The sequence below is a fragment of the Stappia sp. ES.058 genome, from assembly GCF_900105595.1.
Taxonomy (GTDB): domain Bacteria; phylum Pseudomonadota; class Alphaproteobacteria; order Rhizobiales; family Stappiaceae; genus Stappia.
The window spans coordinates 2,900,092-2,926,280 of record NZ_LT629784.1; the positions used below are offsets into that span (position 1 = coordinate 2,900,092).

The 26,189-nt window shown below is 65.3% G+C and carries 30 protein-coding genes and 1 pseudogene; 19 read left to right on the forward strand and 12 right to left on the reverse strand.

The window, feature by feature from the left end:
• Positions 1–865 precede the first annotated feature (865 nt).
• The 6 genes from BLU32_RS22570 to BLU32_RS13490 all read left to right on the forward strand — a co-directional run bounded on the left by BLU32_RS22570 (position 866) and on the right by BLU32_RS13490 (position 5,195).
• Positions 866–1,111: a cold-shock protein gene (locus tag BLU32_RS22570; RefSeq protein ID WP_208977069.1), complete on the forward strand. Its 246-nt coding sequence runs from the start codon at positions 866–868 to the stop codon at positions 1,109–1,111.
• Positions 1,112–1,552: 441 nt separating this feature from the next.
• Positions 1,553–2,080: a GNAT family N-acetyltransferase gene (locus BLU32_RS13470; RefSeq protein WP_157727674.1), complete on the forward strand. Its 528-nt coding sequence runs from the start codon at positions 1,553–1,555 to the stop codon at positions 2,078–2,080.
• Complete coding sequence (locus tag BLU32_RS13475; protein WP_093807729.1) at positions 2,077–2,949, forward strand: 23S rRNA (adenine(2030)-N(6))-methyltransferase RlmJ; 873 nt, start codon at positions 2,077–2,079, stop codon at positions 2,947–2,949. Before BLU32_RS13470 ends, BLU32_RS13475 begins: the two co-directional genes overlap by 4 nt.
• A gap of 59 nt (positions 2,950–3,008) precedes the next feature.
• Positions 3,009–3,473 carry a cytoplasmic protein gene (locus BLU32_RS13480; RefSeq protein ID WP_093807731.1) on the forward strand — a complete coding sequence of 155 codons (465 nt, stop codon included), beginning with the start codon at positions 3,009–3,011 and terminating at the stop codon, positions 3,471–3,473.
• A complete protein-coding gene (locus BLU32_RS13485) occupies positions 3,473–4,150 on the forward strand; it encodes a ribonuclease T2 (RefSeq protein WP_244501704.1) in 678 nt (225 codons plus the stop codon). Before BLU32_RS13480 ends, BLU32_RS13485 begins: the two co-directional genes overlap by 1 nt.
• Positions 4,131–5,195, forward strand: a complete 1,065-nt coding sequence (locus BLU32_RS13490; protein ID WP_093807733.1) for a DUF1176 domain-containing protein — start codon at positions 4,131–4,133, stop codon at positions 5,193–5,195. Before BLU32_RS13485 ends, BLU32_RS13490 begins: the two co-directional genes overlap by 20 nt.
• A 12-nt stretch (positions 5,196–5,207) precedes the next feature.
• On the opposite strand, the gene BLU32_RS13495 is transcribed toward BLU32_RS13490, so the two are convergent.
• The gene (locus BLU32_RS13495; RefSeq protein ID WP_093807734.1) at positions 5,208–5,462 is read right to left on the reverse strand and encodes a hypothetical protein; all 255 of its coding nucleotides are present in this window, start codon (positions 5,460–5,462) and stop codon (positions 5,208–5,210) included.
• A gap of 282 nt (positions 5,463–5,744) precedes the next feature.
• Between BLU32_RS13495 and BLU32_RS13500 the strand changes: the two genes are divergently transcribed.
• Positions 5,745–6,359 carry a glutathione S-transferase family protein gene (locus BLU32_RS13500; protein WP_093807735.1) on the forward strand — a complete coding sequence of 205 codons (615 nt, stop codon included), beginning with the start codon at positions 5,745–5,747 and terminating at the stop codon, positions 6,357–6,359.
• A gap of 10 nt (positions 6,360–6,369) precedes the next feature.
• On the opposite strand, the gene BLU32_RS13505 is transcribed toward BLU32_RS13500, so the two are convergent.
• The 4 genes from BLU32_RS13505 to BLU32_RS13520 all read right to left on the reverse strand — a co-directional run bounded on the left by BLU32_RS13505 (position 6,370) and on the right by BLU32_RS13520 (position 10,216).
• A complete protein-coding gene (locus BLU32_RS13505) occupies positions 6,370–7,176 on the reverse strand; it encodes a phosphate/phosphite/phosphonate ABC transporter substrate-binding protein (protein WP_157727675.1) in 807 nt (268 codons plus the stop codon).
• Positions 7,177–7,953: 777 nt separating this feature from the next.
• Positions 7,954–8,160 (reverse strand): hypothetical protein, encoded by a 207-nt coding sequence (locus BLU32_RS13510; RefSeq protein WP_093807739.1) that lies wholly within the window; start codon positions 8,158–8,160, stop codon positions 7,954–7,956.
• Between the two features lie 14 nt (positions 8,161–8,174).
• Positions 8,175–9,320, reverse strand: coding sequence for a radical SAM protein (locus BLU32_RS13515; RefSeq protein WP_093807741.1), 1,146 nt, complete (start codon positions 9,318–9,320; stop codon positions 8,175–8,177).
• A 224-nt stretch (positions 9,321–9,544) separates the two neighbouring features.
• On the reverse strand, positions 9,545–10,216 hold the full coding sequence (locus BLU32_RS13520; protein ID WP_093807743.1) for an outer membrane protein: 672 nt from the start codon (positions 10,214–10,216) through the stop codon (positions 9,545–9,547).
• A gap of 407 nt (positions 10,217–10,623) precedes the next feature.
• Between BLU32_RS13520 and BLU32_RS13525 the strand changes: the two genes are divergently transcribed.
• From BLU32_RS13525 to BLU32_RS13545, 5 genes and pseudogenes are all read left to right on the forward strand, one after another.
• Positions 10,624–11,643, forward strand: a complete 1,020-nt coding sequence (locus BLU32_RS13525) for a calcium/sodium antiporter (protein ID WP_093807745.1) — start codon at positions 10,624–10,626, stop codon at positions 11,641–11,643.
• A 67-nt stretch (positions 11,644–11,710) separates the two neighbouring features.
• Positions 11,711–12,523 carry an SDR family oxidoreductase gene (locus tag BLU32_RS13530; protein WP_093807747.1) on the forward strand — a complete coding sequence of 271 codons (813 nt, stop codon included), beginning with the start codon at positions 11,711–11,713 and terminating at the stop codon, positions 12,521–12,523.
• The gene (gene uvrC, locus BLU32_RS13535) at positions 12,520–14,589 is read left to right on the forward strand and encodes an excinuclease ABC subunit UvrC (RefSeq protein WP_093807749.1); all 2,070 of its coding nucleotides are present in this window, start codon (positions 12,520–12,522) and stop codon (positions 14,587–14,589) included. Before BLU32_RS13530 ends, uvrC begins: the two co-directional genes overlap by 4 nt.
• Before the next feature lie 15 nt (positions 14,590–14,604).
• Positions 14,605–14,853 (forward strand): annotated as a pseudogene (locus BLU32_RS13540) (thymidine kinase); the annotation flags it as partial.
• A gap of 45 nt (positions 14,854–14,898) precedes the next feature.
• Positions 14,899–15,192, forward strand: coding sequence for an HlyU family transcriptional regulator (locus BLU32_RS13545; protein WP_093807754.1), 294 nt, complete (start codon positions 14,899–14,901; stop codon positions 15,190–15,192).
• A 7-nt stretch (positions 15,193–15,199) separates the two neighbouring features.
• Here BLU32_RS13545 and BLU32_RS13550 read toward each other — a convergent pair whose 3' ends face one another.
• Positions 15,200–15,913 carry a GNAT family N-acetyltransferase gene (locus tag BLU32_RS13550; RefSeq protein ID WP_093807756.1) on the reverse strand — a complete coding sequence of 238 codons (714 nt, stop codon included), beginning with the start codon at positions 15,911–15,913 and terminating at the stop codon, positions 15,200–15,202.
• A 209-nt stretch (positions 15,914–16,122) separates the two neighbouring features.
• Between BLU32_RS13550 and pgsA the strand changes: the two genes are divergently transcribed.
• From pgsA to BLU32_RS13570, 4 genes are all read left to right on the forward strand, one after another.
• Positions 16,123–16,695, forward strand: a complete 573-nt coding sequence (gene pgsA / locus BLU32_RS13555; RefSeq protein WP_093807758.1) for a CDP-diacylglycerol--glycerol-3-phosphate 3-phosphatidyltransferase — start codon at positions 16,123–16,125, stop codon at positions 16,693–16,695.
• A 15-nt stretch (positions 16,696–16,710) separates the two neighbouring features.
• Positions 16,711–16,962 carry a molybdopterin converting factor subunit 1 gene (gene moaD / locus BLU32_RS13560; protein ID WP_093807760.1) on the forward strand — a complete coding sequence of 84 codons (252 nt, stop codon included), beginning with the start codon at positions 16,711–16,713 and terminating at the stop codon, positions 16,960–16,962.
• Positions 16,963–16,987: 25 nt separating this feature from the next.
• On the forward strand, positions 16,988–17,500 hold the full coding sequence (locus tag BLU32_RS13565; RefSeq protein ID WP_093807762.1) for a molybdenum cofactor biosynthesis protein MoaE: 513 nt from the start codon (positions 16,988–16,990) through the stop codon (positions 17,498–17,500).
• Between the two features lie 162 nt (positions 17,501–17,662).
• Positions 17,663–18,988 carry a multidrug effflux MFS transporter gene (locus BLU32_RS13570; protein WP_093807764.1) on the forward strand — a complete coding sequence of 442 codons (1,326 nt, stop codon included), beginning with the start codon at positions 17,663–17,665 and terminating at the stop codon, positions 18,986–18,988.
• Positions 18,989–19,025: 37 nt separating this feature from the next.
• Here BLU32_RS13570 and BLU32_RS13575 read toward each other — a convergent pair whose 3' ends face one another.
• The gene (locus tag BLU32_RS13575) at positions 19,026–19,928 is read right to left on the reverse strand and encodes a branched-chain amino acid aminotransferase (RefSeq protein WP_093807766.1); all 903 of its coding nucleotides are present in this window, start codon (positions 19,926–19,928) and stop codon (positions 19,026–19,028) included.
• A gap of 307 nt (positions 19,929–20,235) precedes the next feature.
• On the opposite strand from BLU32_RS13575, the gene BLU32_RS13580 reads away from it, so the two are divergent.
• The 3 genes from BLU32_RS13580 to BLU32_RS13590 all read left to right on the forward strand — a co-directional run bounded on the left by BLU32_RS13580 (position 20,236) and on the right by BLU32_RS13590 (position 22,918).
• Positions 20,236–20,763 carry a MarR family winged helix-turn-helix transcriptional regulator gene (locus BLU32_RS13580; protein WP_093807768.1) on the forward strand — a complete coding sequence of 176 codons (528 nt, stop codon included), beginning with the start codon at positions 20,236–20,238 and terminating at the stop codon, positions 20,761–20,763.
• Positions 20,760–21,482 carry a response regulator gene (locus tag BLU32_RS13585; RefSeq protein ID WP_093807770.1) on the forward strand — a complete coding sequence of 241 codons (723 nt, stop codon included), beginning with the start codon at positions 20,760–20,762 and terminating at the stop codon, positions 21,480–21,482. The genes BLU32_RS13580 and BLU32_RS13585 overlap by 4 nt, the downstream gene beginning before the upstream one ends.
• Positions 21,483–21,577: 95 nt before the next feature.
• The gene (locus BLU32_RS13590; protein WP_172838631.1) at positions 21,578–22,918 is read left to right on the forward strand and encodes an ATP-binding protein; all 1,341 of its coding nucleotides are present in this window, start codon (positions 21,578–21,580) and stop codon (positions 22,916–22,918) included.
• Positions 22,919–22,945: 27 nt separating this feature from the next.
• On the opposite strand, the gene BLU32_RS13595 is transcribed toward BLU32_RS13590, so the two are convergent.
• The 5 genes from BLU32_RS13595 to BLU32_RS13615 all read right to left on the reverse strand — a co-directional run bounded on the left by BLU32_RS13595 (position 22,946) and on the right by BLU32_RS13615 (position 26,129).
• Positions 22,946–23,317, reverse strand: a complete 372-nt coding sequence (locus BLU32_RS13595; protein WP_093807774.1) for a tRNA-binding protein — start codon at positions 23,315–23,317, stop codon at positions 22,946–22,948.
• Between the two features lie 71 nt (positions 23,318–23,388).
• The gene (locus BLU32_RS13600; protein WP_093807776.1) at positions 23,389–24,060 is read right to left on the reverse strand and encodes a TetR/AcrR family transcriptional regulator; all 672 of its coding nucleotides are present in this window, start codon (positions 24,058–24,060) and stop codon (positions 23,389–23,391) included.
• A 128-nt stretch (positions 24,061–24,188) separates the two neighbouring features.
• Positions 24,189–25,007 (reverse strand): pyrroline-5-carboxylate reductase, encoded by an 819-nt coding sequence (gene proC / locus BLU32_RS13605; protein WP_093807778.1) that lies wholly within the window; start codon positions 25,005–25,007, stop codon positions 24,189–24,191.
• Complete coding sequence (locus BLU32_RS13610) at positions 25,004–25,504, reverse strand: YbjN domain-containing protein (protein WP_093811036.1); 501 nt, start codon at positions 25,502–25,504, stop codon at positions 25,004–25,006. The genes proC and BLU32_RS13610 overlap by 4 nt, the downstream gene beginning before the upstream one ends.
• Before the next feature lie 340 nt (positions 25,505–25,844).
• Complete coding sequence (locus tag BLU32_RS13615) at positions 25,845–26,129, reverse strand: accessory factor UbiK family protein (protein ID WP_093811038.1); 285 nt, start codon at positions 26,127–26,129, stop codon at positions 25,845–25,847.
• Between the last annotated feature and the right edge of the window lie 60 nt (positions 26,130–26,189).

Consider the following 26,189-nt stretch of genomic DNA (forward strand, 5'->3'; position numbering starts at 1 on the left):
CGGGAACCATTCGCCTGCTGGTTGCAGGGGCCGCTCCTCGAGCTTTTGCGTTTGTCCGGCATCACGTAACCCGCTGCCCGGCACCTTGACAAGCGCGCGCTGCGACTGCCCCGGCTTCCTCTTGTCAAAATCGACAGGCCGCTCGAAAAAGTCGCCGAAAAATCGGGCTCGAACGGTCCGGACAGGTGAGTTTCGCAGGGTTTTCCTTGCCCGAACACCGCCTCCGCCCTTAATATGGTGTCGCGGTTGGCATCGTCGGGAGGGTGCGTTGGTGCGAAGGCATGTCGGGCAATTCCCCGTGCCGGGTTCCATGTAAGGGCGGTGGACCCGCTCACCTTTTAGAGAACACCTGCCGCGACTGAAACTTGGCGTTGCAGAGCGACCGAAGGTATCGCCTCGACGTCACGTTTATTGTGACCAGAGAGACCGCCGGGACAGCGGGCTCAAAAAAGGTGATTTGGATATGAATGACTGGCGTTCGGACAACCGTCGGCAAGGCAAGCGACGCGGTGGTTCGAAGGAATACAGTGACGGGGACGAGTTCGGCGGCGCACCCGACCATGGCAAACGCAACAAGCCGTCCCGCGGCGGGCGGCGTGATTCCTTTAGCGAAGCCGGCTGGGCCTCACCCGAGGTCCCGGAAAACGCGTTCCCGCCCGGCGAGCGGTTCGCCGGTGGCGACCGGCCTGGCGGAGACCGCTTCGGCTCCGATCGCGGATCCGACGGACGGCGTGACGGCGGCGGCTTTGGCCAACGCTCGGGCGGATACGGACAGCGTGGCGGTGCCCCGGCTCCGCGCGCGGGCGGCTTTCAGCCACGTGGCGACAGCGAGGCGCCGCGCGGGCCAAGGCGCGAGGCGCCGGCAATGGAGCGGGGTCCGCGACAGCCGGGCGTCGTGAAATTCTTCAAGGCCGACAAGGGGTTTGGGTTCATCATGCCGGATTCGGGCGAACCGGACGTGTTCGTGCACATCTCCGCCGTCGAACGATCCGGACTGACGACGCTCGAAAGCGGACAACGTGTTTCCTTCGAGACCGAGCCGGATCGCCATGGCAAGGGCCCGAAGGCCGTTGAGTTGCAGATCGAGGAAGGTGGCGACCAGCCGGCCTGATTCGTCGATCGCGGCGGCCTGCGGGCGCGGCATTCCATCCGGCGTTGCCGTGCGGTGCATTCGCCGCACGGCCACGTCGGCCTTCGTGTTGCCGGATCTCGGCGTCACGGGTCGGAGGCCGGTGACACAGTCGGGGCACGACGCGGGATTGTTCGCGCCGGCGGGACCGTTTCGCGCTGGCGGGAGTGCTCCATCTTCACACCAGCGGGATGGCGCTGTGCGGGAGACCGGTCCATCGGATCGCGCTAGCCCCGCGTCGATCGTTTCCTGTGGCCGTCCGGGTCGCGTGACAATCGTCCCGGCCTGTCCCCCTGCCGTTCGGTCAAACCGGCCCATGCCACCGCGACGGCGCGCGGTTCCGCCATTCCCTCAATGTCTGCCCGGCCGCCATCAGGGCCCGGACGGCCCCCGACACCACATCATCATCGAAGCGCCCACCTCATGACGTCCACGACCGACCCAATCCATGTCCGCCGCATCGCGCCGGACGATTTTTCCGCCGTCCTTGCGATCAACCAGGCCTGCCTGCCAGCCGTCAACGGTCTGACGGTAGCGGATCTGCGGGCACTCACCCGGATCAGCGTGACGACGCTGGTTGCCTGTGCGGGCGAGCACCCGGTGGGAATTCTCGTCTGTCTCGACCATGACGCCGACTACGAGAGCCGCAACTTCACCTGGCTCAAGGAGAATCTGCGGCATTTCACCTATGTCGACCGGATCGCCGTCGCGCCCGGCGCCCGCGACCGGGCTGTCGGACAACGGTTGTACCGGGCCTTGCTCGAACACCTCGCCTCGGATGCCGCGCGCAGGGGATTGCCGCTTGCCTGCGAGGTCAACACGCGTCCGCCCAATCCCGGGTCGATGCGGTTTCATGGTCGCCTCGGCTTCGTCGAGATCGGCAAACAGGACCTCGGCGACAAGGCCGTGTCCTATCTGGCGCGCACCCCCAACACGGCGGACCCTTCGTGAACTATCGTCATGCCTTCCACGCCGGCAACATCGGCGACGTCCTGAAACACGCGGTGCTGACCCGTGTGATCACCTATCTCAAGGCCAAGCCCGCCGCTTTCCGTGTCATCGACACCCATGCAGGCATCGGGCGCTACGATCTTCAGGAGGGCGAGGCCCGGCGCACCGGCGAATGGCAAAACGGCATCGCGCGGGTTCTCAAAGCCAAACAGCCAACCCGGGTCGCCGATCTGCTGGCCCCCTGGCTGGACACGGTGAAAGCCCTGAACGAGGGCGAGGCAAAGCTCCGGCACTACCCGGGATCGCCGCTTCTGGCGCGCATGCTCCTGCGCACACAGGACCGGCTGACCGCGACCGAACTGCACCCGAAGGACGCCGAAGCGCTCGCCGCTCTCTTTGCCGGCGACCGGCAGACCAAGGCGATCGCGCTCGACGGATGGCTCGCCCTCGGCAGTTTCGTTCCGCCGAAGGAGCGGCGCGGGCTGGTGCTGATCGACCCGCCCTTCGAGTCCGAGGACGAATTCAGCAGCCTGGCGGCCGGGCTCGTCAAGGCCTGGAAGCGCTGGCCCACCGGCGTCTACATGGCCTGGTATCCGATCAAGGACCGCAAGATGGTCAACAGCTTCTACAGCGTCATGCGCAATCAGGAGATCGGCCGCATCCTCTGCGTGGAGCATTTTGCCGGAAACCCGCATGCGGACAAGCCGATGATGGGCAGCGGACTGGTGGTGATCAATCCGCCCTGGATCCTGGCGGACGAACTCAGGGTGCTCATGCCCTGGCTGACGGAAACCATGGCGCTTGGCGCCGGTGCCGACTGGCGGCTTATACCGCTTGTCGGCGAAGAGGCGCCGCCTCGAGACGCTTGACCGGCCCTCCCGGCTGACGCATCGTCCAGGGCAACCGCGCCCAACCGAGGATGACACCCATGCACGCTTTCGCCCGCCGCTCCCGCCGGATCCTTGCCGCAGGTGCCGTCGGCCTGTTCCTGGCGCTGGCGCCGACGCTGCAGCCGGCAGAGGCGGGCGGCGGAGATCGCCCCTATTTCTCCTGGAACGGGGAGCCGCGGGTGCCGACCTGCGACACGGCGGCGGTGCGCCGGGCCGTTGCCGGCCAGATCGCACGCGCCGATGCCGACTATCTCGGCGGAATCGCGATCGAGGACATGTCGCGGGTGGTGGAAACCGCATATACCCAGGGCCGGCCGAGCCCCTATGCGCGCCGCTTCTGCGAGGCGCGGGCCGAGATGAGCGACGGACGGACGCGCCGCGTCTATTACGCGATCATGGAGCACAGCGGCTTCGTCGGCGTGAGCTGGAACCTGCGCGCCTGTGTCGCCGGCCTCGACCCCTGGCGGGTCTATGACGCGCGCTGCCGGACCGTGCGTCCCTGATGATGGCGCATCGCCGGGAAACCGGCCTCCTGCCGCGTCTCGCCGCCGGCGCCTGCCTGCTGCTTTTGACCCTGTTTTCCGCGCAGGCCGCGCGGGCCGAGCGCGCCGGCGCGTTCGACTATTACGTGCTCTCCCTGTCCTGGTCGCCGTCTTACTGCGCAAGGGCCGGACGCAACGCCGCCCCGACCCAGTGCCGGGCGGCAAAGCCGTTCGGCTTCATCGTGCATGGGCTGTGGCCGCAATACGAAAGGGGCTATCCCGATTTTTGCGATGGCACCGGCCCGCGCGAACCCTCTTACCAAACGACGGGCGAAATCCTCGACATCATGCCGAGCCGCAACCTGGTGCGCCATCAGTGGCGCAAGCACGGCAGCTGTTCGGGGCTTTCCCCCGATGCCTATTTCGACCTGACCCGCGAGGCCTTCGCGAAAATCCGCATCCCGGCCGCATTTCGCACCATCGAAAGCGGCAGCCGCATGGACGCCGGTGCGGTCGAAACGGCATTCCGTCTCGCCAATCCGGGTCTCGACGACGGCGCCATGGCCGTCGCCTGCCAGCACGGGCGGCTGAGCGAGGTCCGCATCTGCCTGACCCGCGACCTCGCGTTCCGCTCATGCCGCACGGTCGACCGGCGCGGCTGCCGCCAGAAGCAGATCCATGTACCCGCTCCGCGATAGCCCGTCCCGCAAAAGCCCTGCTTCCCTCGTCGTCGCCGCGTGGATGCTCGCGGGACTGGCACTGCCGGCAAGCGCCCGGGATTTCGGCGACTGGCAGCTGTCCTGCCCGACGACCGAAAGCTGCGCGCTGTCGACGACGGCACTCGAAGATCCGGACAGGCCGGGCAACGCTCCCGGGCCACGCCTCGCCTTCCAAGCCGGCCAGGGCGCCAGCCTGTCGCTGGCGCTCGAAGCGTCGACCCCGCGCCCGGACGACCTCAGGGCGCAGCAATGGTCGGTCGACGGCGCGCTGACGCATGTGGTGCGCGCGGGCGAACTGGCGCTTTATGGCGGCATCGACCGCTTTCATGTGGTTGCACCGGCGGCGGGGGCGGCGCTGTTGCCCGCGCTCAGGGCGGGCGATGAGCTACGGATTTCCTATCTCGACGCCATCGGCGAGGCGCATGACGTCCGCTTTTCCCTGTCGGGGCTCACCGAGGGACTGAACGCCCTTTCGCAAAGGCTGGAACTGGCCGGCGTACCGGGGCAAATCGGCCCCCCGCGCGGGCTTGAGCAAACAACGCAGCCAACGCGCCAGCAGGCCGTCGCCGCGCGCGGCATCCCCTATGCCGTTCTCGATCAACACGCCCGGTCCGGCGCTTGCGAAAGCACCGCGAGTCCCTCGATCGCCAGCCAGGACGTGATCATCGCCGCCGTCTCGCAGGTCGCGACGCTGTATGCAATCGCCTGCACCGCCGGCGGATCGCACGTCACCTACCGGCTGTATCTGCGCGATTCGGGCGAGATCGGCGGGGTGGAGGCGCTGGTCTTCGCGCTGCACGATCCGCGTTTCGGCTGGAGCGGAACGGATCTGCTGGTCAATCCGGCCTTCGAGCCCGCGACCGGGACGCTGTCGGCCGCCTACATTGGCCGCTCCGACCGCCATTGCGGCTATCGCGCGACCTGGGTCTGGCAGGACTATGCGTTCAGGCTGCAGCGCTTCGAGGGCCCGAAAACCTGCGCGGACGCGGCACGGCCGGCACGGTGGACGGCGCTTTACCCCTGACGCGGCGACGTCCTACTTCTTCATCATCGCGACGAAGCGCTGGCGCGCGAAATCGGGCGAGCGGCGCAGGGGATCGGTGATCGCATCGAAGGTCAGCCGCTGGTCGAGGACGGCGGCGTTCACCGCCGCATAATAGCGCGACATCGGCGTGTCGACCGCCTCGGGACGCAGCGGTGCCAGCGCCGGAACCGACAACGCATACACCACCGCGCAAAGACAAAACGTCTTCCACAAGGCCGTCATCGGTGAAGCGAGAGAGAGCACCATGTGCCGTCCTTCCGGTGAACCGTTCGGCGACCTTTGCCGCCGACGGAACCGACGCTAGGCACCGCCCCTTACCGAGACCTTACCCGCACCGGTGCAATTCGTTTCAACAACGCAGCGAAACTTTTGAACTTTTTCAAAACGTGGAAATCACTCGCAAAACCCTGTTAACCACAGGCAGGCACATGAAGAGAAAACCCGCACGCCGCGCCCGATGACACGCCCCCTTGCGCGCGCGGCCCAAAACCGCACACTGGCGCGCACCGAAACCCTGGGAGACACCCCGTGCCGATATTGCGTTCCTCACCGCCCTCACCCTTCGGCCGCAAGGCCAAGATCGCCGCCGCCGTCCTCGGGCTTTCCGACCGGATCACGGTCGAACTGACCGACACGACGGACCCGAATGATTCGATCCGCCAGCAGAACCCGCTCGGCAAGATCCCCGCGCTGGTGCTCGACGACGGCAAGGTGCTCTTCGACAGCTCGGTCATCGTCGACTATCTCGACCATCTGGCCGGCGGCGGAAAAATCCTGCCCGAAGGAGAGGCCCGCTACGACGTGTTGCGTCTTCAGGCGCTCGCCGACGGCATCATGGACGCCGCCCTCCTGCAGGTCTACGAAGTGCGCTTTCGCCCGGAAGACCGCCGCCATCCCGAATGGCTCGCCTACCAGGCGGACAAGGTCGCGCGCGGGCTGACGAGCCTGGAAGCCGATCCGCCCGCAACCGCGACCCCCGACCGGACGCCCAACGTCGGCCAGATCGCGGTCGCCTGCATGCTGGGCTATCTCGACCTGCGTTTCGACGGCGCATGGCGTGCGGACCATCCGGAGCTGGTGGGCTGGCTCAAGGCGTTCGAGGCGGCCGTTCCCGCCTATGAGGCGACCCGCCCGCCAATCTGATACGGCGTCTTCACGCCAGAACCCCGTAGCCGAGCGCCCGCGTGCGGGCGTCGGCCGCGGCGATGCCCGCATAGTCGGCATCCTCGAAAGCGACGAAGCCCGACAGCATCAAGGCCTCCCGCGCATCCTCAGGTGTGGCGCGGATGCCTTCGGCAATGGCGCCGCGCAGGCGCTCCGCCCCGCCCTGCACGCCCATCGCCGAGATGAAGGGAAGACCGGGCGTCGGCGGCGTCGCTGCAACAACGGCAAGCCCCGCCGCCGCCGGCTCGTGACGGCGGGCGAGTTCCCAACTGACGGCATCGACCGTGGCCACATCCGCCCGCCCCTCGGCGACCGCCACGAGCGCGGCGCGATGCGACCCGGTTTCAAGAACGTCGCCAAAGAACCGTCCGTTCCGCGCAAGCGGCGCCAGCAGCGCGCGCGGCGCACCGTCGCCCGATTGCGAGCCGGGATGATTGAAGGCGCAGCGCCGCCCCCTGAGCGCCTCCAGATCCGGCACTTCGTCCGACCGGCGCACCGCAAAGACGCTGCGATAGGTGCCGGGCGGGCAGCCGGGAATGTCATAGGCGGGCGCGCCCAGCAGAGCGACGGCGCCGCGCAGGTGACGCACATAGGGAAGCCCGCAGGTCTGGGAAAGGCAAAGGTTCGGATCCCGCCAGATATCGAAGAGCGGCCGGTCGCGGGTCAGGTTCTGAGGTGCTGCGACCCCCGCCGCGCGCAGGGCCTCGCGCAACGCCGCCCACAGCGCGTCGGTCGCGTCGCGCACCTCCGGCCAGTCGTACATGGGAAGGGCGGCAATCGATGCGGATGACGCCAAGACGGGTCCTCAGGCTGCACGAAACCCCGTTCCCGGGTGCGGTCCCGCCAATGCGGGAAGGGATGTCTTTTCAGCCTTTCACGCCGAAGTCGAGGCGAAATGCGCCTCGGGTCCGCGAGACATGAAAACGGGTTTGGGCGTCAGCGCGCTCGATCCGGCTGAAGCTGCGGATCGTCAGCATCGGCACATACAAGCCTACTTGCGGGTGGCCCTGTAAATCCCTGCTGCAAACAGTATTATGGAAACGGCAATAAGAACCGGCGTAATGCTTTGGATCAATCCGAGCTCCCGTGCAGTATTTCTATCAAAAAATGCTCGACCGGAATTTTCTTGAACGTACAAATCCCCTAAAACGCTGTAACATACAAGAATTACTGATGAAACGAAGTAGGCCCAGGTTGGAATTGCGTCAAATAACGACACGTTATTGTTCGATATTCGACGTCGGATCGGACGAACTATCAAAAAATATATTATTGCAATAAGCATCGCCATCGGGATGAACTGTGCCGCTATCTCCATTTACTCCTCCATCGAAGTCGCCTATGCAAATCGCGTCCTCTATCGCTTTATAGCGTGTCAAGACCCAAGTCAGCGTAGGCCCGCTTCTTATGCTCCAGGTCGCAAGACGTGACGGCATCTAAGAATGCCCGCAATAGGGCCTACGTTCGGTTCGAGAGCGGCCGGGCTCGGTTCTCGTGCACGAGCTCAGCCAGCAATGATGGTCCGACCATTCCTTTGAAAGGACCGCACCATTAGTGCGGGGGACTAAACACTCTAGCCGAGTTGCTGCCATTGTCCCCAGATGACGCGCGTATAGGATTCGCTGTCGGCGGCGTCGGCTTCGCTGAGAACGCTCTTGACCATATTGGTCAGGTCGTCGTCCTCATGCAGTTTCATCAAGCGTCCGTGGAGTTCATCGCCCACGTCCTGGATCTCGACTTCGAATTTGACCTTGACCGTTTTTCCCGGGGTTTCGCTCATCACTGGGTCCGTTCCTAGAGGTAGGGTTGGGGGTCGTGCAGATAGGAAAGCGTCTCGCGGCCGAGACGGTAGAGGGCCGTGCAATGGGCACTGCGATGATCGTGGGAATTGTCCGCGTCGTCGTATCGCGAGCCGGGGTGCCCGCCGCCGCACAGTCTGGCGACCTCGCAGCTTTCGCAATCCGTCGGCAGCCGGTCGCCGCCGACCTGTGCGACGAACCGCTTGATCCGTTCCTCCGCCCGCGCGAAGGAAAAATCCGCGTCTTTCACGTTGAGGCCGGTGTCGTAGCCCTCGGCGATCGCGAAGCGCTCCAACTGGCTGTATTCCGTGTCCATGCAAAGCGATCCGTCGGTCTCGATGACGGCCAGCGAGCTCATGTCGGCGCCGCCGGTTCCCAGGAAGGTCGTGCGCCGGCCGTAGGCCTGCAGGATCATCGACGAAAACAGGCGCACCCGCATCGAGGGGTCATCGCCCTTGACCCACGCGCGAAAGGCCTCCACCAGAAAATCCGGCAAGGCCTCAAGGTCGATCGCGGTGTCGGCGTTTCTTTGCCGCGCGTTGTTCGTCATCGGCAGAAGAATGTCGGCGCTCGAAACCCCCAGCGCCCTGAGTGACGAGATCGCCAGCCGGCCGTCGCTGACGCCGTCGGCAACGCTCAAGACGCCCGTTGGAACGCCTGCCCGCCGCAGCCGCCCGAGCGCTTCGACGGTCTGGTCATATGTCCCCTCGCCGGTCGGGGTGACGCGGTTGGCGTCATGGGCGGCCCGGTCCGTATCGATGCTCACGCCAATGCCGATGTCATGGCGACGCAAAAAATCGATCCAGGCGTCGTCGATCAACAACGCGTTGGTTTGCAGCCTGTTGTGAATGAAGGGCGCAAGACCGGTTTCTTCCTGCAGATCCATGAAGGTGCCGAAGCGCTTGCGCCCCAGCATCAGCGGTTCGCCGCCGTGCCAGACGATGGCGCCCTGCCGGCCCAGCGCCGAGAGATAGTCGCGATAGCGTTCGTACAGGGCGGTGACCGTCTCCACGGTCATCGACGATCCGTAGTCCCGGGTATCGTCGTTGATGTAATAACAGTATCTGCAGCGAAGATTGCACGCCCGCACGACTTTCACGACGAGAATGTGAAGGTAGTCGGTTGCATGCCCTGTCTGCATAGACCCGCTCCCCGCGCAACGTCCTGCAATTGTAGCGTGTCGGCGCTATACTTTCAAAGCCCGAATTTCCGCTGCGTCACCGGCCTCCCGGGCAGGCGCCGCCCCGCCATGTTGCAACCGGCGATCAAAACGGCAAGCGGCGCAGGACGGACCCTTGCGCAAACGAAAACGGGAGCCGGTTTGCCGGCTCCCGTCGAGGCCTTGTCGGACGCTTGCGCGTCCGGTCAGAACTTGTAGCTGAGACCGAAACGGACCTGGTTGTTGTTCAGGTCGGTCTTGTAGGACTGACCGCCAAGCGAAAAGGTCTCGCTGCCGTAGTCCTGGTACTGATACTCAAGACGGGCCGTCACGTTCTGGGTGACCGCACCTTCAACACCGGCACCGGCCGTCCAGCCGACGCGGGTGGCACTGTCCTTCGCGCCATTCGCAGCGACGTCCATGTCGGCAATCGCCAGACCACCCGTACCGAACACGAGGAAGCGGTCGAAGGCCCAGCCGGCACGTGCGCGCACGGTGCCGTTCCAGTCGCTCGACGTCTTGTAGGAAACGCCCGCGACGTTGCGGGTCTTGTCGATGCTGGCAAGGCTGAAGTCAGCTTCCGCGCCGAGCAGGAACTCGGGCGTGATCATGTAGTTGTAGCCGGCATGCACACCACCCGCGACGCCGTTGTCGCGGGTCGTGAAGCTCCCCGTGACACCGTTGCTGGTCCCGAAGTCGGACCAGTTCCAGCCGAGATGCCCACCGAAATAGAACCCGGACCAGTCGAAGCGCTCCGCGGGAACGGGCTCGTCGTAGGTATAGGTCTCTGCGGGCTGCGGAAGGTCGGCCGCATGGACCGATGCGGTCGCAGCAAGGGCGACGGCAGCGCTCAGGCCGACTGCAGCTAGACGCTTCATGTGAATACTCCGATTACGCGTGGATTGTGCGAGCGGTACAGACCGCCCTGCCCCCCAACACGTCAGATATGGTGATCGAATGTGGCAACCGCCGTCACGAATTGAGGCTATCTGCGGGCAGGCCGTGATTTTTTGATGTCATGGTGAGCAAGGGGTTAACGCGCTGGCGTCGCGCCGCGCGCGCCAAGACCGTATCCAGTGCCGCTCGTGCTTCGATCCCGATGCACGCATTGGGCTTTTCATATCCCCATGGATGCTTATATACGGTCGGTGTTGTCCGGTGCCTGCCACGCATGCGACCGGCACCGCTTCCAGATCCCGAGCGTGCGCCGCACGTGTCGCATGTCACAAAGCCCAGGTTATCGTCGCCCGGGCCGCCAACGCCCACACCCGGACCCGAACGCTTCATGCTCATCGACTATGTCAGCCTGATCGGAGGGCTTGTTGTCCTGATCGTTGCCGGGGACGTTCTGGTGCGCGGCGCGGTGAGCATCGCCGAGCGACTCGGCATTCCGGCGCTCGTCATCGGCCTGACGATCGTCGCCTTCGGCACCAGTGCGCCCGAGCTGTTCATTTCGCTCGGCGCCGTGCTCGACGGCCTGCCCGGCATTGCCATCGGCAATGTGGTCGGCTCCAATATCGCCAATGTGCTGCTCGTGCTCGGGCTGCCGGCGCTGATCGCCAGCACCTCCTGCCGCGAGAAGGGCGCCACGCGCAATTCCATCTTCATGGTCACGGTCAGCGTCGTCTTCATCGGCATGTGTTTCCACAGCCCGATCGGACGCTTCGACGGAACGATCCTGTTGCTGCTTCTCGGCGTCTTCTTCTGGGAATCGGTGCGTGCGACACGCTGCCACCGCGCCGAAAACGGCCATGGCGACACAGCGGCCGCTGCGGCAAGGTCCTGCGACGAAGAGGACGGAGCCGAGGTCGACCTCCCCTTCGATGAGGTCGAGGGCGTTCCGGAAAACCCCGCGCTTGCGATCATGTTCATCGCGCTTGGCCTGATCGGCCTGCCGCTCGGCGCGCATTTCACCGTGGAGGGTGCAAGCGCCCTTGCAAGTTCCTGGGGCGTTTCGGATGCCGTGATCGGGCTGACCGTCGTGGCCCTCGGCACGTCGCTCCCGGAACTCGTCACCTCGCTGGTCGCGGCCGTGCGCGGTCACACCGCCGTGGCGCTCGGCAACGTCATCGGGTCGAACATCTTCAACCTTCTCGCCATCATGGGGATCACGGCCATGGTCGTGCCCGTCGCCGTTCCGCCGGAGCTGCTCAAGCTTGACCTCTGGATCATGTTCGCCAGCGCGCTGCTCGTCCTCGCCTTTTCCTATTTCCACGTCACCATTCGAAAGCCGTCCGGCCTGATCCTCTGCGTGCTCTACGGCCTCTACATCTTTTCCGCCTTCCATCTCGGCAAGGTCGGCTGATCGGAACGCGACGGTATTGCGTATTTTCCTGTACCCTTGCCCTGACCACCGATATCCGTGAGCGCCCATGTCCACACGCCTTTCCGCCGCCTCTTCGGCGGACACCCCCGCCACACCCTCCGACGAACGCCCCGTCGCGCTGGTGACCGGCGGGGCGCGCCGCATTGGCGGTGCCATCGCCGACGATCTTGCGCATGACGGTTTCACCGTCGCCATCCACGCAAACCAGGCCGTGAGCGAGGCAGATACGCTGTGCGCCGAAATCCGCGCGCGAGGCGGCACGGCGGCGGTGTTTCAGGCCGACCTGACCGACCCGGCCGCGCCGGACGCACTGATGGCGGCCGTCCACGACGCACTCGGCCCGGTGCGGCTTCTGGTCAACAGCGCCTCGATCTTCGAGAACGACGGCATCGGCGATCTCGATCTGGAACGCTACGAGCGCCATTTCGCCATCCATACCCGCGCGCCGGTGTTTCTCGCCAATGCGATGACCGAACGCCTTCCCGCCGGCGAGACGGGGCTGATCGTCAACATCATCGACCAGCGCGTGTGGAAGCTCACGCCGCAGTTCCTCTCCTACACGCTGTCGAAGGCAGCCCTTTGGACGGCGACACAAACACTGGCGCAAGGACTGGCGCCGCGCATTCGCGTCAACGGCATCGGGCCGGGGCCGACGCTGTCAAACACCCGCCAGGACCCGAGCGACTTTGAAAAACAGACATCCTCCACGCTGCTCGGCCACGGACCGCAGCTTTGGGAGTTTGCGAAAACCATCCGTTATCTGTGGGACACGCCCTCGATCACCGGCCAGATGATCGCGCTCGACGGCGGCCAGCATCTTGCCTGGGAGACGCCGGACGTCGTAGGCATCTCGGAATGAGCGAACAGGGCGACCCGGACGACACAGACACGCATGCCGGCTCCGACATCCTGCCGGAGCCGGAGTTCGAGCGCGCGGCAACGCCGCTCGGGCGTGACGCGCGCGGCGCCGACGTGATTGCGCATTTCGTGAAGCGGCTCCCGCTGTCGCCCGGCGTCTACCGCATGCTCGACGAGAACGGCGACGTCCTCTACGTCGGCAAGGCCAAGTCGCTGAAGAAGCGGGTGACGAGCTACACGCGGCTCCAGGGGCAGCCGAACCGCATCCTGCGCATGATCATGGCCACCGCCTCGATGGAGTTCGTCACGACGGGCACCGAGACAGAAGCGCTGCTTCTGGAAGCCAATCTGATCAAGCGCCTGCGCCCGCGCTTCAACGTGCTTCTGCGCGACGACAAGTCGTTCCCCTATATTCTGGTCACCGGGGATCACGAGGCGCCGGCGCTGGTGAAACATCGCGGCGCGCGCCGGCGCAAGGGCAGCTATTTCGGCCCCTTCGCCTCCGCAGGTGCTGTCAACCGAACGATCAACGCCCTGCAGAAGGCGTTTCTGGTGCGCAATTGCACGGACAGCTATTACGCCAACCGCTCGCGCCCCTGCCTGCTGCACCAGATCAAGCGCTGCGCCGCTCCCTGCACCGGCGAAATCTCGCCGGAGGACTACGCCGGGCTCGTTGCCGAGGCCAAGGCGTTCCTCTCCGGCAAGAGCCAGATGGTAAAGAAGGAACTCGCCGTCCAGATGGAGGAGGCTGCGGACGCGCTCGACTATGAAAGCGCGGCGATCTATCGCGACCGGCTGGCCGCGCTGTCGCATGTCCAGTCGCATCAGGGCATCAATCCGCGCACCGTGGAAGAGGCGGACGTGTTTGCCGTCCATCAGGAAGGCGGGCAGACCTGCATCCAGGTGTTCTTCTTCCGCACCGGCCAGAACTGGGGCAACTACGCCCAGTTCCCGCGCGCCGACAAATCGCTCGGCGAGGCGGAGGTGCTGGAAAGCTTTCTGGCGCAGTTCTACGACGACAAGCCGGCCCCGCGCCTGCTGCTCCTGTCGCACGACATTGCCGAACGCCCGCTGCTGGCCGCGGCCCTTGGCGAGCGCATGGGCCACAAGGTCGAGGTCACCGTTCCCCAGCGCGGGGAAAAGCGCGAGCTGGTCGAACACGCCATGAAGAATGCCCGCGAGGCGCTGGGACGCCGGCTTGCCGAGACGAGCAGCCAGGCGCGGCTCCTGAAGGGCGTGGCGGAGGTCTTCGGCCTTACCGCCACCCCGCGCCGCATCGAGGTCTATGACAACTCGCATATCTCCGGCACCAACGCCGTCGGCGGCATGATCGTCGCCGGGCCGGAGGGGTTCGCCAAGGCGCATTACCGCAAGTTCAACATCAAGTCGGAAGACCTCGTTCCCGGCGACGACTACGGCATGATGCGCGAGGTGTTGACGCGGCGCTTCTCGCGGCTGGTCAGGGAACATGGCGACGAGCGCCCCTCCGCGACACCCCGGGAGGCAACCGACGCCGGAAAGCCGCTGACAGAAACAGGAACGGCGCAAACAGGAACGGCGGAAACGGAAAAGACGGAGCCGGAAGACGCCACGCAGGCAGCCGATCCGACCGCGATCCCCGCCTGGCCGGACGCGGTGTTCGTCGACGGTGGCATCGGCCAGTTGAACGCGGCCCGCGAGACGCTTGCCGAACTCGGGCTCGACGACGTGCCGCTGATCGGCATCGCCAAGGGGCCGGACCGCGATGCGGGGCGGGAGAAATTCTTCATGCCGGGCAAGCCCTCCTTCATGCTGCCGGAACGCGATCCCGTTCTCTACTTCATCCAGCGGCTCAGGGACGAGGCGCACCGCTTCGCCATCGGTTCGCACCGGGCGCGGCGCAAGAAGGACATCTCGAAAAGCCCGCTCGACGACATCGCCGGCATCGGCCCGAACCGCAAGCGCGCGCTGTTGCGCCATTTCGGCACCGCCAAGGCGGTGTCGCGCGCCGGCATGGAGGACCTGATGGTCGTCGAGGGCGTCTCGGAATCGGTGGCGCGCACGATCTACGACCACTTCCACGAATAGGCCGCGGGACGGCGTGACGAGGCGCAGGTCCCAAGCGAGGCGCAGGTCTGGCAGCTCGCCGGCGTCGCCGACACGCTGCGCGAGGTCAAGACCATCTGCTGGTGCGGGTGCAAGGCGACGATGGTCGCCCGGCTCGACGGAGACGGAAAGATCCTGGAACACGGGGAACAGGTGGTGATCGGCGGCGAGGATCGCTATGTTTCCCTGTGCCGTCGACACTGGTCGCGGCGGCAGCTGGCGGATGCAGGCGACCAGTCGCACTGACACGATGAAGACGGGCCGCCGCAACGGTCGGTCAAAGGAGCACTCATGGTATTCGGCAAGATCTTCGGCGGATTGTTCGGCGGCGGCGGAAAGGGCGCCTCCAGCGTGGAATTCCCGCCCGTCGACTACAAGGGCTTCACCATCGTGCCCGCGCCCACCCAGCGCAACGGACAATGGCAGGTCGGAGGCACGATCTCCAAGCCGGACGCCGAAGGCGAGATGCGCGAGCACGTCTTCATTCGCGCCGACCAGGTGCCCGGCCGCGACGAGGCGGCGGAGTTCAGCCTGCGCAAGGCCAGACAGATCATCGACGAACAGGGCGAGCGCATCTTCGGCTGAGACCGGACTATCCGCCGGCGCGCATTTCCTGAAGACTGCGGCGCTGGCGCCCCTCGGCGTCGAAGTTCTCCGGCGCGAGCCAGGCCTCGAACGCGGCCTTGAGGGCCGGCCATTCCCGATCCGTGATCGAGAACCATGCCGTGTCGCGGTTGCGGCCCTTGTAGATGACGGCCTGGCGGAACGTGCCCTCATAGGTGAAGCCGAGCCGCCGCGCCGCGCGCATGGAACCCGCGTTGAGCGCATCGCATTTCCACTCGTAGCGCCGGTAGCCGAGTTCGTCGAACACCCGGCGCATCATCAGATACATCGCCTCCGTGGCCATTGCGGTCTGCTGCAGGGCGGGCGCGAAATTGATGTGGCCGATCTCGATGACCCCGTTTGCCGGGTCGATGCGAAGGAAGCTCGCCACGCCCAGCGCCCGCCCCGAGACGCCGTCGACAATGACATGAAACAGCGGATCGTCGCCGCAGCAGGTCGCCGCGGCAAAGTCGCGAAAGACCGCTTCGTCGCCAAAAGGTCCATAGCCCAGATAGGTCCAGATCGCCCCCTCGCGATCCTGCGCAAAGGCCGCGTGAAGATCGCCGGCATGCCGCGCGAGATCGAACGGCTCGACCCGGCAAAAACGGCCCTGCATCGCGCTGCGCGGCGGACGCGGACGCGGCGTCCAGTCGGGAAGCGCGGCACCGATCGGCTGGTCGAGGCGATTTGTCTGAACGCTCATGAAAACCCGTATGGCTGATAGGTCTGACTGCCGCACACTATCCACGCTTCGGCGGCTTTGGACAAAGGTCCGCTTCGGAAAATTTTACCAATCCAGCCCGGGTCTTCGGCGTCCCTCAGGCTGGCCGGATGCGCAATTGACGTTTCCCGGTCAACATGCTTGAAGGATCAGGATCCTTCGTCCCCCGCTCAAGGCACAGTTTTCAAGCAATGTCGCGATCCCATGTCTGGAACCTGCCGAACATCCTGACCTACGGGCGCATCCTTGCCGTGCCTGGGGTGATGATCTGCCTGTATTTTCCGGGCCATACGGCCCGCTGGGTGGCGCTTGCGATCTTCATCGTCGCCGCCATCACCGATTTCTTCGACGGCTACCTGGCCCGCGCCTGGCAACAGCAGTCCCGGCTCGGGCAAATGCTCGATCCGATCGCCGACAAGCTGCTGGTCGCGGTCTGCCTGCTGCTGCTCGCCGGCAAGGGCGACATCGGCGGCTGGTCGATGATCGCCGCCGCAATCATCCTGTGCCGCGAGATCCTCGTCTCGGGCCTGCGCGAGTTCCTCGCCGTGCTGCGCGTCAGCGTTCCGGTAACACAGCTGGCCAAATGGAAGACGACGGTGCAACTCGTCGCCATCGCGCTGCTGCTGGCGGGCCCGGCGGGCGAGACGATCCTGCCCGGCACCCAGCTTCTCGGTCTCTCCGCGCTTTGGATCGCCGCCGTTTTGACCCTATATACGGGCTATGACTATTTCAAAGCCGGCATCGGCCACCTGATGACCGAGTAATCCACGGGGCACGACATGCAATTGCGCTATTTCGCCTGGGTGCGCGAACGGGTCGGACGCGACGCGGAAACCATCAAGGTCCCCGACGGTGTGGCGACCGTCGGCGCGCTGATCGACTGGCTGAGCGCGCGCGACGAGTCCTATGCCGACGCGTTTGCCGAGCGCGACGCCATCAGGGTCGCGCTCGACCACGAGCACGTCGATCACGCCGCGCCGCTGAACGGGGCCCGCGAGGCGGCCTTTTTCCCGCCGATGACCGGCGGGTGACCCGGATGCGACGGGACCGCAACTGATGACGCAAAGGACCTCCGCCGAGATCGCCGGAAGACAAGACGATCGCGATGCGCCCGCGATCACGGTGCGCATCCAGCTTGAGGATTTCGACACCGCGCGCGAGATCGAGCGGCTGTCCGAAACCGGTGCGAATGTCGGGGCGGTCGTGAGCTTCACCGGATTGTGCCGGGATGAAAACGGTCGCCTGTCCGCGCTCGAACTGGAACACTATCCGGGCATGGCGGAAGCCGAGATCGAACGGATCGCGCGAGACGCGGCCGCGCGCTGGCCGGTTACCGGGCTGACGGCGATCCACCGGCACGGGAAAATCGCGCCGGGAGAAAACATCGTCCTCGTCGTCGCGGCCTCGCGGCACCGCGCCGCCGCCTTCGAGGCCGCCGATTTCCTGATGGACTATCTCAAGACCCGCGCCCCCTTCTGGAAGAAGGAACATCTGCGCGACGGGGGTGCGGGCGACTGGGTCGACGCCCGCGAGATCGACACCCGCGCCGCGGATCGCTGGTCCCGCTGACGTCGCGCCGACAATGGCTTGCAACAGGCTCCGGCGCGGGTCCGGGGTTTGCTAGCCGCATGGCTTGACCGGACAGGCATTTCGGCGAATTCTACATCGAATTCGACAATTTCTATTTGTTGCCATCCTCTTTGGCGGCCGTCTGCCCAGCCAGGACCTCTCATGCATTCTCCCAATGCCCCAAGCCCCGCAGCCGCGGTGCCCCACCCCGGCATTTCCTTTCGCGAGTTCGTCGCCCTGATCGCCTCGCTGATGGCGCTCAATTCGCTGGCCATCGACATCATGCTGCCGGCCCTGCCGGACATCGGTGCGGCCATGGCCGTGCTCAACGAGAACGACAGCCAGAAGGTGCTGGTCGCCTATCTCGTCGGCTTCGGCGCCGCGCAGCTGTTCTATGGGCCAGTGTCCGACCGCTTTGGCCGCCGACCGGTGCTGCTCGGAGGTCTCGCGCTTTATGCTGTCGCCGGCGTTTTCTCCATTTTCGCCAATGATATGAACCATCTTCTGGCTGCGCGACTGGTGCAGGGTATCGGCTGCGCCGCCCCCCGGGTCGTCGCCATCTCGATCGTCCGCGACAGCTATTCCGGGCGGCAGATGGGCCGGGTGATGTCGCTGGTGATGATGGTGTTCATGGTCGTGCCGATCATCGCGCCCTCGATCGGCCAGATCATCCTGTTCGTGGCGCCCTGGCGCGCCATCTTCCTGCTGCTCACCCTCGGCGGCATCCTCATGCTGATCTGGTGCGGCGCGCGCCTGCCGGAAACCCTGCCGGCCGCGCGCCGGCAACCGGTCACCGCCCGCTCGGTCCTCGCCGCCTACCTGAAGACCGTCACCACCCGCATCACGCTCGGCTACATGTGCGCCACCGGCCTGATCTTCGGTGCCCTCTTCGGCTTCATCGCGTCCGCCCAGCAGATCTTCGTGGAAACCTTCGGTGTCGGCACCGCCTTCCCCGTGGTCTTCGCGGTGATCGGTCTCGCCATGTCCGCGGCCTCCTTCGTCAATGCGTCGCTGGTGGAACGCATCGGCCTGCGTCCGCTGTCGCATTGGGCGCTGGTGGCGTTCGTGGCGATCAGCCTCGTCCAGGCGGTCACCGCCATTTGGATCGCCGAAAACCTCTATGCATTCACCGCGATGCTGGCGATCACGCTGTTCCTCTTCGGCTTCATCGGCCCGAGCTTCAACGCCATCGCCATGGAACCGCTCGGCGAAATCGCGGGAACCGGCTCGTCGGTGCTCGGCTTCGTGACGACCCTCGGGGGCGCAATTTGCGGCTTCATCGTCGGCCAGAACTACGATGGCACTGTGGTGCCGCTCGCGCTCGGCTTCGCCACCTTCGGCGCCATCGCCCTTCTGATCGTCTTCATCACCGAAAAGGGTCGCCTGTTCCAGACAACCCAGCCCGCGCCCGAAGGCGCCCGCCTCACGGTTGAAAAGGTGGCAGAGACGGCGGATGAAACGAAAACGCCCCGCCAGACCAAGTTCTGACGGGGCGCGTGTTTCAACGGGCAATCGCGAGCGGAGATTATCCCGCAGCCGCGACCTTCGTCACCGCCTCGGGCTGGACCTCGGCGTGATAATCCTCCATCAGCGTGCGCGAAATTGCATCGACCTGAAAGCTGTAGGGGCCGATTTCCGAGACCGGCGTCACTTCGGCTGCCGTTCCGGTCAGGAAACAGGACTCGAACTCCGCCATCTCGTCGGGCTGGATCACCCGCTCGATCACCTCGAACCCGCGCCGCTTCGCCAGTTCGATGACCGTGCGCCGGGTGATGCCGTCGAGGAAGCAGTCCGGTGTCGGCGTGTGGATCTTTCCGTCCTTGATGAAGAAGACGTTGGCGCCTGTGGCTTCGGCCACCTGCCCGCGCCAGTCGAGCATCAGCGCATCGGCATAGCCCTTGCGCTCCGCCTCGTGCTTGGACAGCGTGCAGATCATGTAGAGGCCCGCGGCCTTGGAGCGGCACGGCGCGGTCGCCGGATCGGGACGGCGATAGGCCGCCATGTCGAGGCGGATGCCCTTGAGCCGCTCTTCCGGCTCGAAGTAGCTCGGCCATTCCCAGGCGGCGATGGCGAGGTGAATGGTGTTGTTTTGCGCCGACACGCCCATCATCTCGCTGCCGCGCCAGGCGACGGGACGCACATAGGCGTCGACCAGCTTCATCCGGGTCAAAAGCTCGCGGGTGGCGGTGTTAATCGTCTCCGCGTCGTAAGGGATCTCGAAGCCGAGGATTTCGGCGGAATCGTGCAGCCGGCGGGTGTGCTCGTCGAGCTTGAAGACCTCGCCGCCATAGGCACGCTCGCCCTCGAAAACGCTGCTGGCGTAATGCAGGCCGTGACTCAGCACATGCAGCTTGGCGTCGGCCCAGGGCACGAATTCGCCATCGTACCAGATTTCGCCTTCGAGTTGATCAAACGGCAGATGTGCCATGTCGAATTCTCCCGCAGTGTCAGCGGGCTTGTCCCGCTTGTCTGTGATTGCACGACGCAGAGCGCCGATGTCCCGTATCTTCCGTCCGGCCAGCCGATTTCACGACTTTGCGCGCCACGTCAAGTCTTTGTATGCTGGCGCCGGATCCCGCCGACAGGACTGGACATCTTCGATATCCCGCCCTGTCGACTGAAAAACCGCACCGTTTCGTCCCACGAACAATATGAAGAACACATTCAGAGTGTCGGTGTACGATCATTTCGCGAAAGGCAGGCAATGTGTAACAATCGGTCGGAAATAAGTCAATATGACTGACGTAAATTTCTCGCTCTCCGTTGACCGCCCGTCACCGGCGCGACCAGCGCCGTCCGACATACCGATCGACATGATCGAGCTGCTGTTTTTCGCCTACCGCGATTTCACCTCCGATCCCGACGCAGCCCTTGCGGAATTCGGCTTCGGGCGCGCCCATCACCGGGTGCTGCATTTCGTGAGCCGGAACCCGGGCCTGCGCGTGACCGATCTGCTCGGAATCCTGAGCATCACCAAGCAAAGCCTCGCCCGCGTGCTGAAACAGCTGGTGGAGGAAGACTACATCCTCCAGGAGCCGGGTCCGGTCGACCGGCGGGAGCGGCTGCTGTTCGCGACCGAGCGCGGTCATGCCCTCGCGCTGCGGCTGATGCGGCTCCAGGCGGCGCGCATCCGCAATGCTCTTGAAGATCTGCCTCAGGAAGGCCAGGAAGCTGCGCGAAGCTTCCTCTACAACATGATCGACCCCGATCAGCGTGCGGATGTGGCGCAGCTGATCGGACACAACAAGGACCAGGCGCCGTGACCGCAGATCTCGCCGAAAGGGCCGCCGCCATCCCTCCGGACGACGACGCCCCGCATCTTCTGCTCGTCGACGACGACAGCCGGATCCGCACGCTGCTGCGCCGCTTCCTGTCGGAGAACGGCTTTCGCATCACCGCGGCGTCGAGTGCCGCGGACGCCCGCCGCAACCTCGCCGGCCTGGAATTCGACCTCCTGATCATCGATGTGATGATGCCCGGCGAAAGCGGGCTGGAACTTGCCGCCCACCTGCGTGACAACAGCGACGTGCCCATTCTCATGCTGACCGCCCGCTCGGATGCGACCGACCGGATCGCCGGCCTGGAAGCCGGAGCCGACGATTATCTCGTCAAACCGTTCGAGCCGCGCGAGCTGCTGCTGCGGATCAGGGCGATCCTGCGCCGGCGCGCCACCCCGGAGGCCGAGCTCCCGGCGGACGTCCGCTTCGGTCCCTTCGTTTTCGACACCGCGCGTCGGGAACTGAAGCGGGGCGATGAGATCATCCGTCTGACCGACCGGGAGAAGGAGATCCTCTCGCTTTTCGCCGAAAAGCCGAACGACACGGTTCCGCGCAATGAAATCGTCGGCGACGACAGCGGGCTCGGCGAGCGCACCGTCGATGTGCAGATCAACCGCTTGCGCCGCAAGATCGAGACGGATCCCGGCAACCCGATCTATCTGCAGACGGTGCGCGGGATCGGATACCGGCTCGTATGCGACTAGGCGCGCGGATCGCGGCCGCGATCGCGAAACTCTCCAGCACCGCGAAACGGTTCCGCCCGTCCCTGCCCCGGCCGGCCAGGCGCGCGCTGCATCTTCTGGCGACGCCCTATCGCACCCTTTCAAAGGCGCTTTACCGGCGCATGCCCAAGGGGCTGTTCTCGCGCACGCTGCTCATCATCGTCGTGCCCATCGTGGTCATGCAGGCGGTGCTCGCCTTCGTCTTCATGGAACGCCACTACGACCTGGTGACGCAACGCCTGTCGCAGGCGGTTGCGCGCGAAATCGCGCTGCTGATCAGCGTGATGGAAACCTATCCGCAGGAGGAGGGCTTCGAGCGGATCACCGAGATGGCGCGGCGGGACCTGTCGCTTTCAGTGACGATGCTGCCGCCCGAACCCCTGCCCCCGCCACGGCCGAAGCCCTTTTTCGATATCGTCGATCTCTATCTGTCGGAACAGATCAGCCTCGCCGTCGGACGTCCGTTCTGGATCGACACGGTCGGACGGTCGAGCTTCGTCGAAATCCGCATCAAGCTGGAAAAGAACGTCCTGCGGGTCATCGCAAGGCGGAGCCAGACCTATGCCTCCAATTCGCATATCTTCATCGTCTGGATGGTGTCCACATCACTGGTGCTGGTGGTGATCGCGCTCTTGTTCCTGCGCAACCAGACGCGTCCGGTCGAGCGGCTTGCAACGGCGGCGGAGGAATTCGGCAAGGGCCGTCCGATCGACGACTTCCGTCCAAGCGGCGCGCTCGAGGTCCGCCGCGCCTCCCAGGCGTTCATCGAGATGCGCCGGCGGATCGAACGCCAGCTCGAGCAACGCACCACCATGCTCGCCGGCGTCAGCCATGACCTGCGCACCATCCTGACGCGGTTTCGCCTGCAACTCGCGCTCTTCAAGGACAGCGAGGAGGTGCGTGCGCTCCAGCACGATGTCGACGAGATGAAGACGATGCTGGAGGATTATCTCGCGTTCACACGCGGCGACGGCGACGAACAGGCTCAGCCCACGGACCTTTCACTGGTCGTGGACGAACTGGAAACGGAGGCGGAAATCCTGGACGCCACCGTCACTTCCCGGTTTTCAGGCGATCCCTTCGTCACAGTGAAGCCGATCGCCTTCAAGCGCGCGCTCGCCAATCTGGTGACCAATGCCGCGCGCTACGGCAAGAACCTGCATATCGACGTGCGTCACGCGGAAGGCTGGTTGACCGTGATGGTTGAAGACGACGGCCCCGGCATTCCCGAGGAGCAGCGCGAAAGCGTCTTTCGTCCGTTTTACCGGCTCGACCAGGCCCGCAACCAGGACGCGGGCGGCAGCGGCCTGGGACTGGCCATCACCCGCGACATCGTGCGCGGTCACGGCGGCGAGATCATGCTTGGAAAAAGCGACCGGCTGGGCGGCCTGAGCGCGCGCCTGCGCGTCCCGCTTTGAAACGCGCAGGCGTGACGGGCCCTGGAATCAGTACAATCGCCCGCCGAGCGGCACCTCCTGGTCGGGGGCGAGCAACACCACCTCGCCCTCCGCATCGGGCACGCCGAGCGTCAGCACCTCCGACATCATCGGTCCGATCTGGCGCGGCGGGAAGTTGACCACGGCCAGCACCTGTCGTCCGACGAGGTCCTCAGGCGAATAGTGTTTCGTGATCTGGGCCGAGGATTTCCTGACCCCGATCTCGGCGCCGAAATCGATGCGAAGCTTGAACGCCGGACGGCGGGCCTCCGGAAAAGGTTCGGCCTCGACGATCCGTCCGACGCGGATGTCGACCTTGAGGAAGGTGTCGAAATCAAGCGGCGGAGACGTGGGACCGCCGGCGGCATCTGAGGAACTCATGGCAAACTCTGACTGTCTGGAGAAAAGCGCGGCGCCGGACGAAACCCGACCGCCGCCGCGTAGCTTATCTCTCACACGGCCGAGGGGGAAGCCGGCGCGTCCGGATCGGGGGATTGCGAAGGCGCGGGCCTGGACGTCCGGGCCCGCCGCATCAACGGCTTGAGCATGCGCCCCGCCCGGTCGAGACGCGACAGCCAGACCTCGCCGTCGTCGAGTTGCCTGTCGAGCGCGGACATTGTGCGCGCCAGCCCGGGATCCTCGTCGTCGAGCCAGACATCGACGACGCGGGAAAAGGCGACCACCAGCCCCTGCGCGATCATCTGCGCGCGTACGCCGGAGGATGGAAGACCCGCCGCCGTCAGCATCCAGCGCTGCGACACCCGTGCGTCCGCGTTCAGCGTCAAGGCAAGCTGCGGATCCTTGCGCGCGGCGGTCATGAGCGCACGCACGGCCTCGCGATGCGGCTGCAAAGCATCGAGACGGGTCATCAGGACATCGAACAGGCGGTCGCGCGCCGGCTCGTCGCTCATCTCCGGGTCGACGCGGTCGAGCACCGTCTGGTCAATGTCGGCGACAAACGCCTTGAAACAGGCCGTCTTCGTCGCGAAGGCACCCCGCAGGACGGAAAGCTTCACGCCGGCGCCCTCGGCCACGTCGCTCATGTCGAACCCCGTCCAGCCCTTTTCCGCAAGCAGCGAGAGAAAGGCGGAAACGATCTTCTGCTTCGTCTTCTGGGTTGCCATGCTCGAACCTCCTGAATGCGCGGGCCGGATGCGCCGTGTCCCGGCCTCACCTCATACATTGGGCAAAACCCCGGCGAGCGCCAGAGGGTGCGACGCAAAGCGTCACCCGCAAACGGACCCCGACTCGTTCAGCCGGCAAGTTCCTTCGAGCGCTTGCGCGCCGCGGCAACGGCGGCATCCAGGACTGGCTGCAGACCGTCGTCGGCCATCAACACGGCAAGGGCCGCCGCCGTCGTGCCATTGGGCGAGGTCACGTTGCGGCGCAATTCCTCCGCCGGCGTCTCCACCCGGTACATCAGTTCTCCCGCACCGCAGACCGTTTGGCGCGCGATCTGCATGGCAAGGTCTTCCGGCAGACCGGCCTTTACCCCGGCTGCGGCAAGCGCCTCGGTGAGGTAGAACACATAGGCCGGCCCGGATCCGCTGACGGCGGTGACCGCATCCATCTGATCCTCGGTCTCGATCCAGGCGGACGCGCCGATGGCCGCAAGCAGCGTATCGACCGTCTCGCGCTGCGCCTCGCTTGTGCGCGCATTCGCAAAGGCAACGCTCATGCCGCGACCGACCTGGGAGGGCGTGTTCGGCATGACGCGCACGACCGCGGTCTCGCCGAAGGCCGCCTCGAATACCGCGGACGGCGTGCCGGCGGCGATCGAGATCACCAGCGTTTCGGCATCGGCCGAGGGTTTCAGCGCATCGAGCGCGGAGGCCATCATCTGTGGCTTTAGCGCCAGCAGGAGCACCCCGGCCATCGTGCCGGCCGGCAGTGCGGTATCGAGCCGAAATCCCTTGCGTGCGGCAAACGACAGAAGGTCCGATGACGGCGCCGGATCGATCACGACGATTGTCTGCGGATCGATCCCGGACGCAATCCAGCCGGTCAGCATTGCGCCGCCCATCTTGCCGGCGCCCACCAGAACCAGCGGCCGCGCTTTCGAAAAACTCATGCTTCCCCCGCAGTTTCGAACAAGGCGGTGTCGATGGCCTCGGACGCTGTCTTTCCGGCCCAGACCACGAACTGGAAGGCCTGGTAATAGCGCTCGCAGGCCTCCAGCGCGTTGGTCAGCAGGCCCTCGATCTGCTTTGAGGTCGCTTCGGCCCCGCCGGCAAGCAGCAAAGACTGGCGAAAGATCACGACACCCTCGCGATTCCACAGGTCGAAGTGGCCCATCCAGAGCTGCTCGTTGACCAGCGCCAGAAGCCGGACAACTTCCGTGCGGCGCGGATCTGGCACCTTCAGATCGAAGGCGCAGGCCAGATGCAGCGCTTCCAGGTCTTCCATCCAGGAGAACGAGACATGGTAATCGCACCAGCCACCGGCAACGGAAATGGTGATCTCTTCCTCGCAGGAGCGTTCGAAGGACCAGTCGTTGATGGCGGCGATATGCTCGATCGTGTCGACGGGATTTGCGGGCCGTTCGAACTCGATGTCGATGAGGCTCATCATCGTTCCTCTCGGCTTGCGGAGCACCGCCCCTCAAACGGGAAGCGTGTCCGCCCGTGTCGATTCGCAGGATCGTGGCGTGTGCGTGGCATGCATCGCCGTCCTGTGCGACCCTGATAATGCCCCGACAATCAACCGCGAATCTTTGCGCACCTCCAGTATATAGGCAGAAAGTGACGCGAAGATATGTTCACCTTTCATTTACTCTATTGCACCTGTGGACGATGATCCCCGCATCACCCCGCGCAAAGATCCTTCGACGGCATGCGTTCCCCGCCGCCGGTCCTTGCCGGGTTGCGCGCGCCCTGCCCGGACGCCGGGCCCGGACCCCGGAATGCCGTCAGTCGTCGTTGGCAGGCGGCGTTCTGTCGGCGGCCTTTCCGGTTGCCGCCTCGAGGTCGGCCACACGCGCCTCGAGCGCTTCCACCATGTCCAGTGCCTTTGCCGCCATGTCGCGCACGACGTCATGCTCCTCGCGCTTGACCAGGTCCATGTCCGCCAGGAACCGCTCCGCCTGGGCGCGAAACGCGGTCTCGACTTCGCGGCGCGCGCCCTGCGCGACACCGGCGGCGTCTGTCATCAGCTTGGCGAAGTCGTCGAGAACGCGGTTGGGTCCCTGGGTCATCGCGAAATATCCTTCTTGCATGGGCGGCCGGCCTCACAGCCCCCTTGGTCCTGTCTCTTA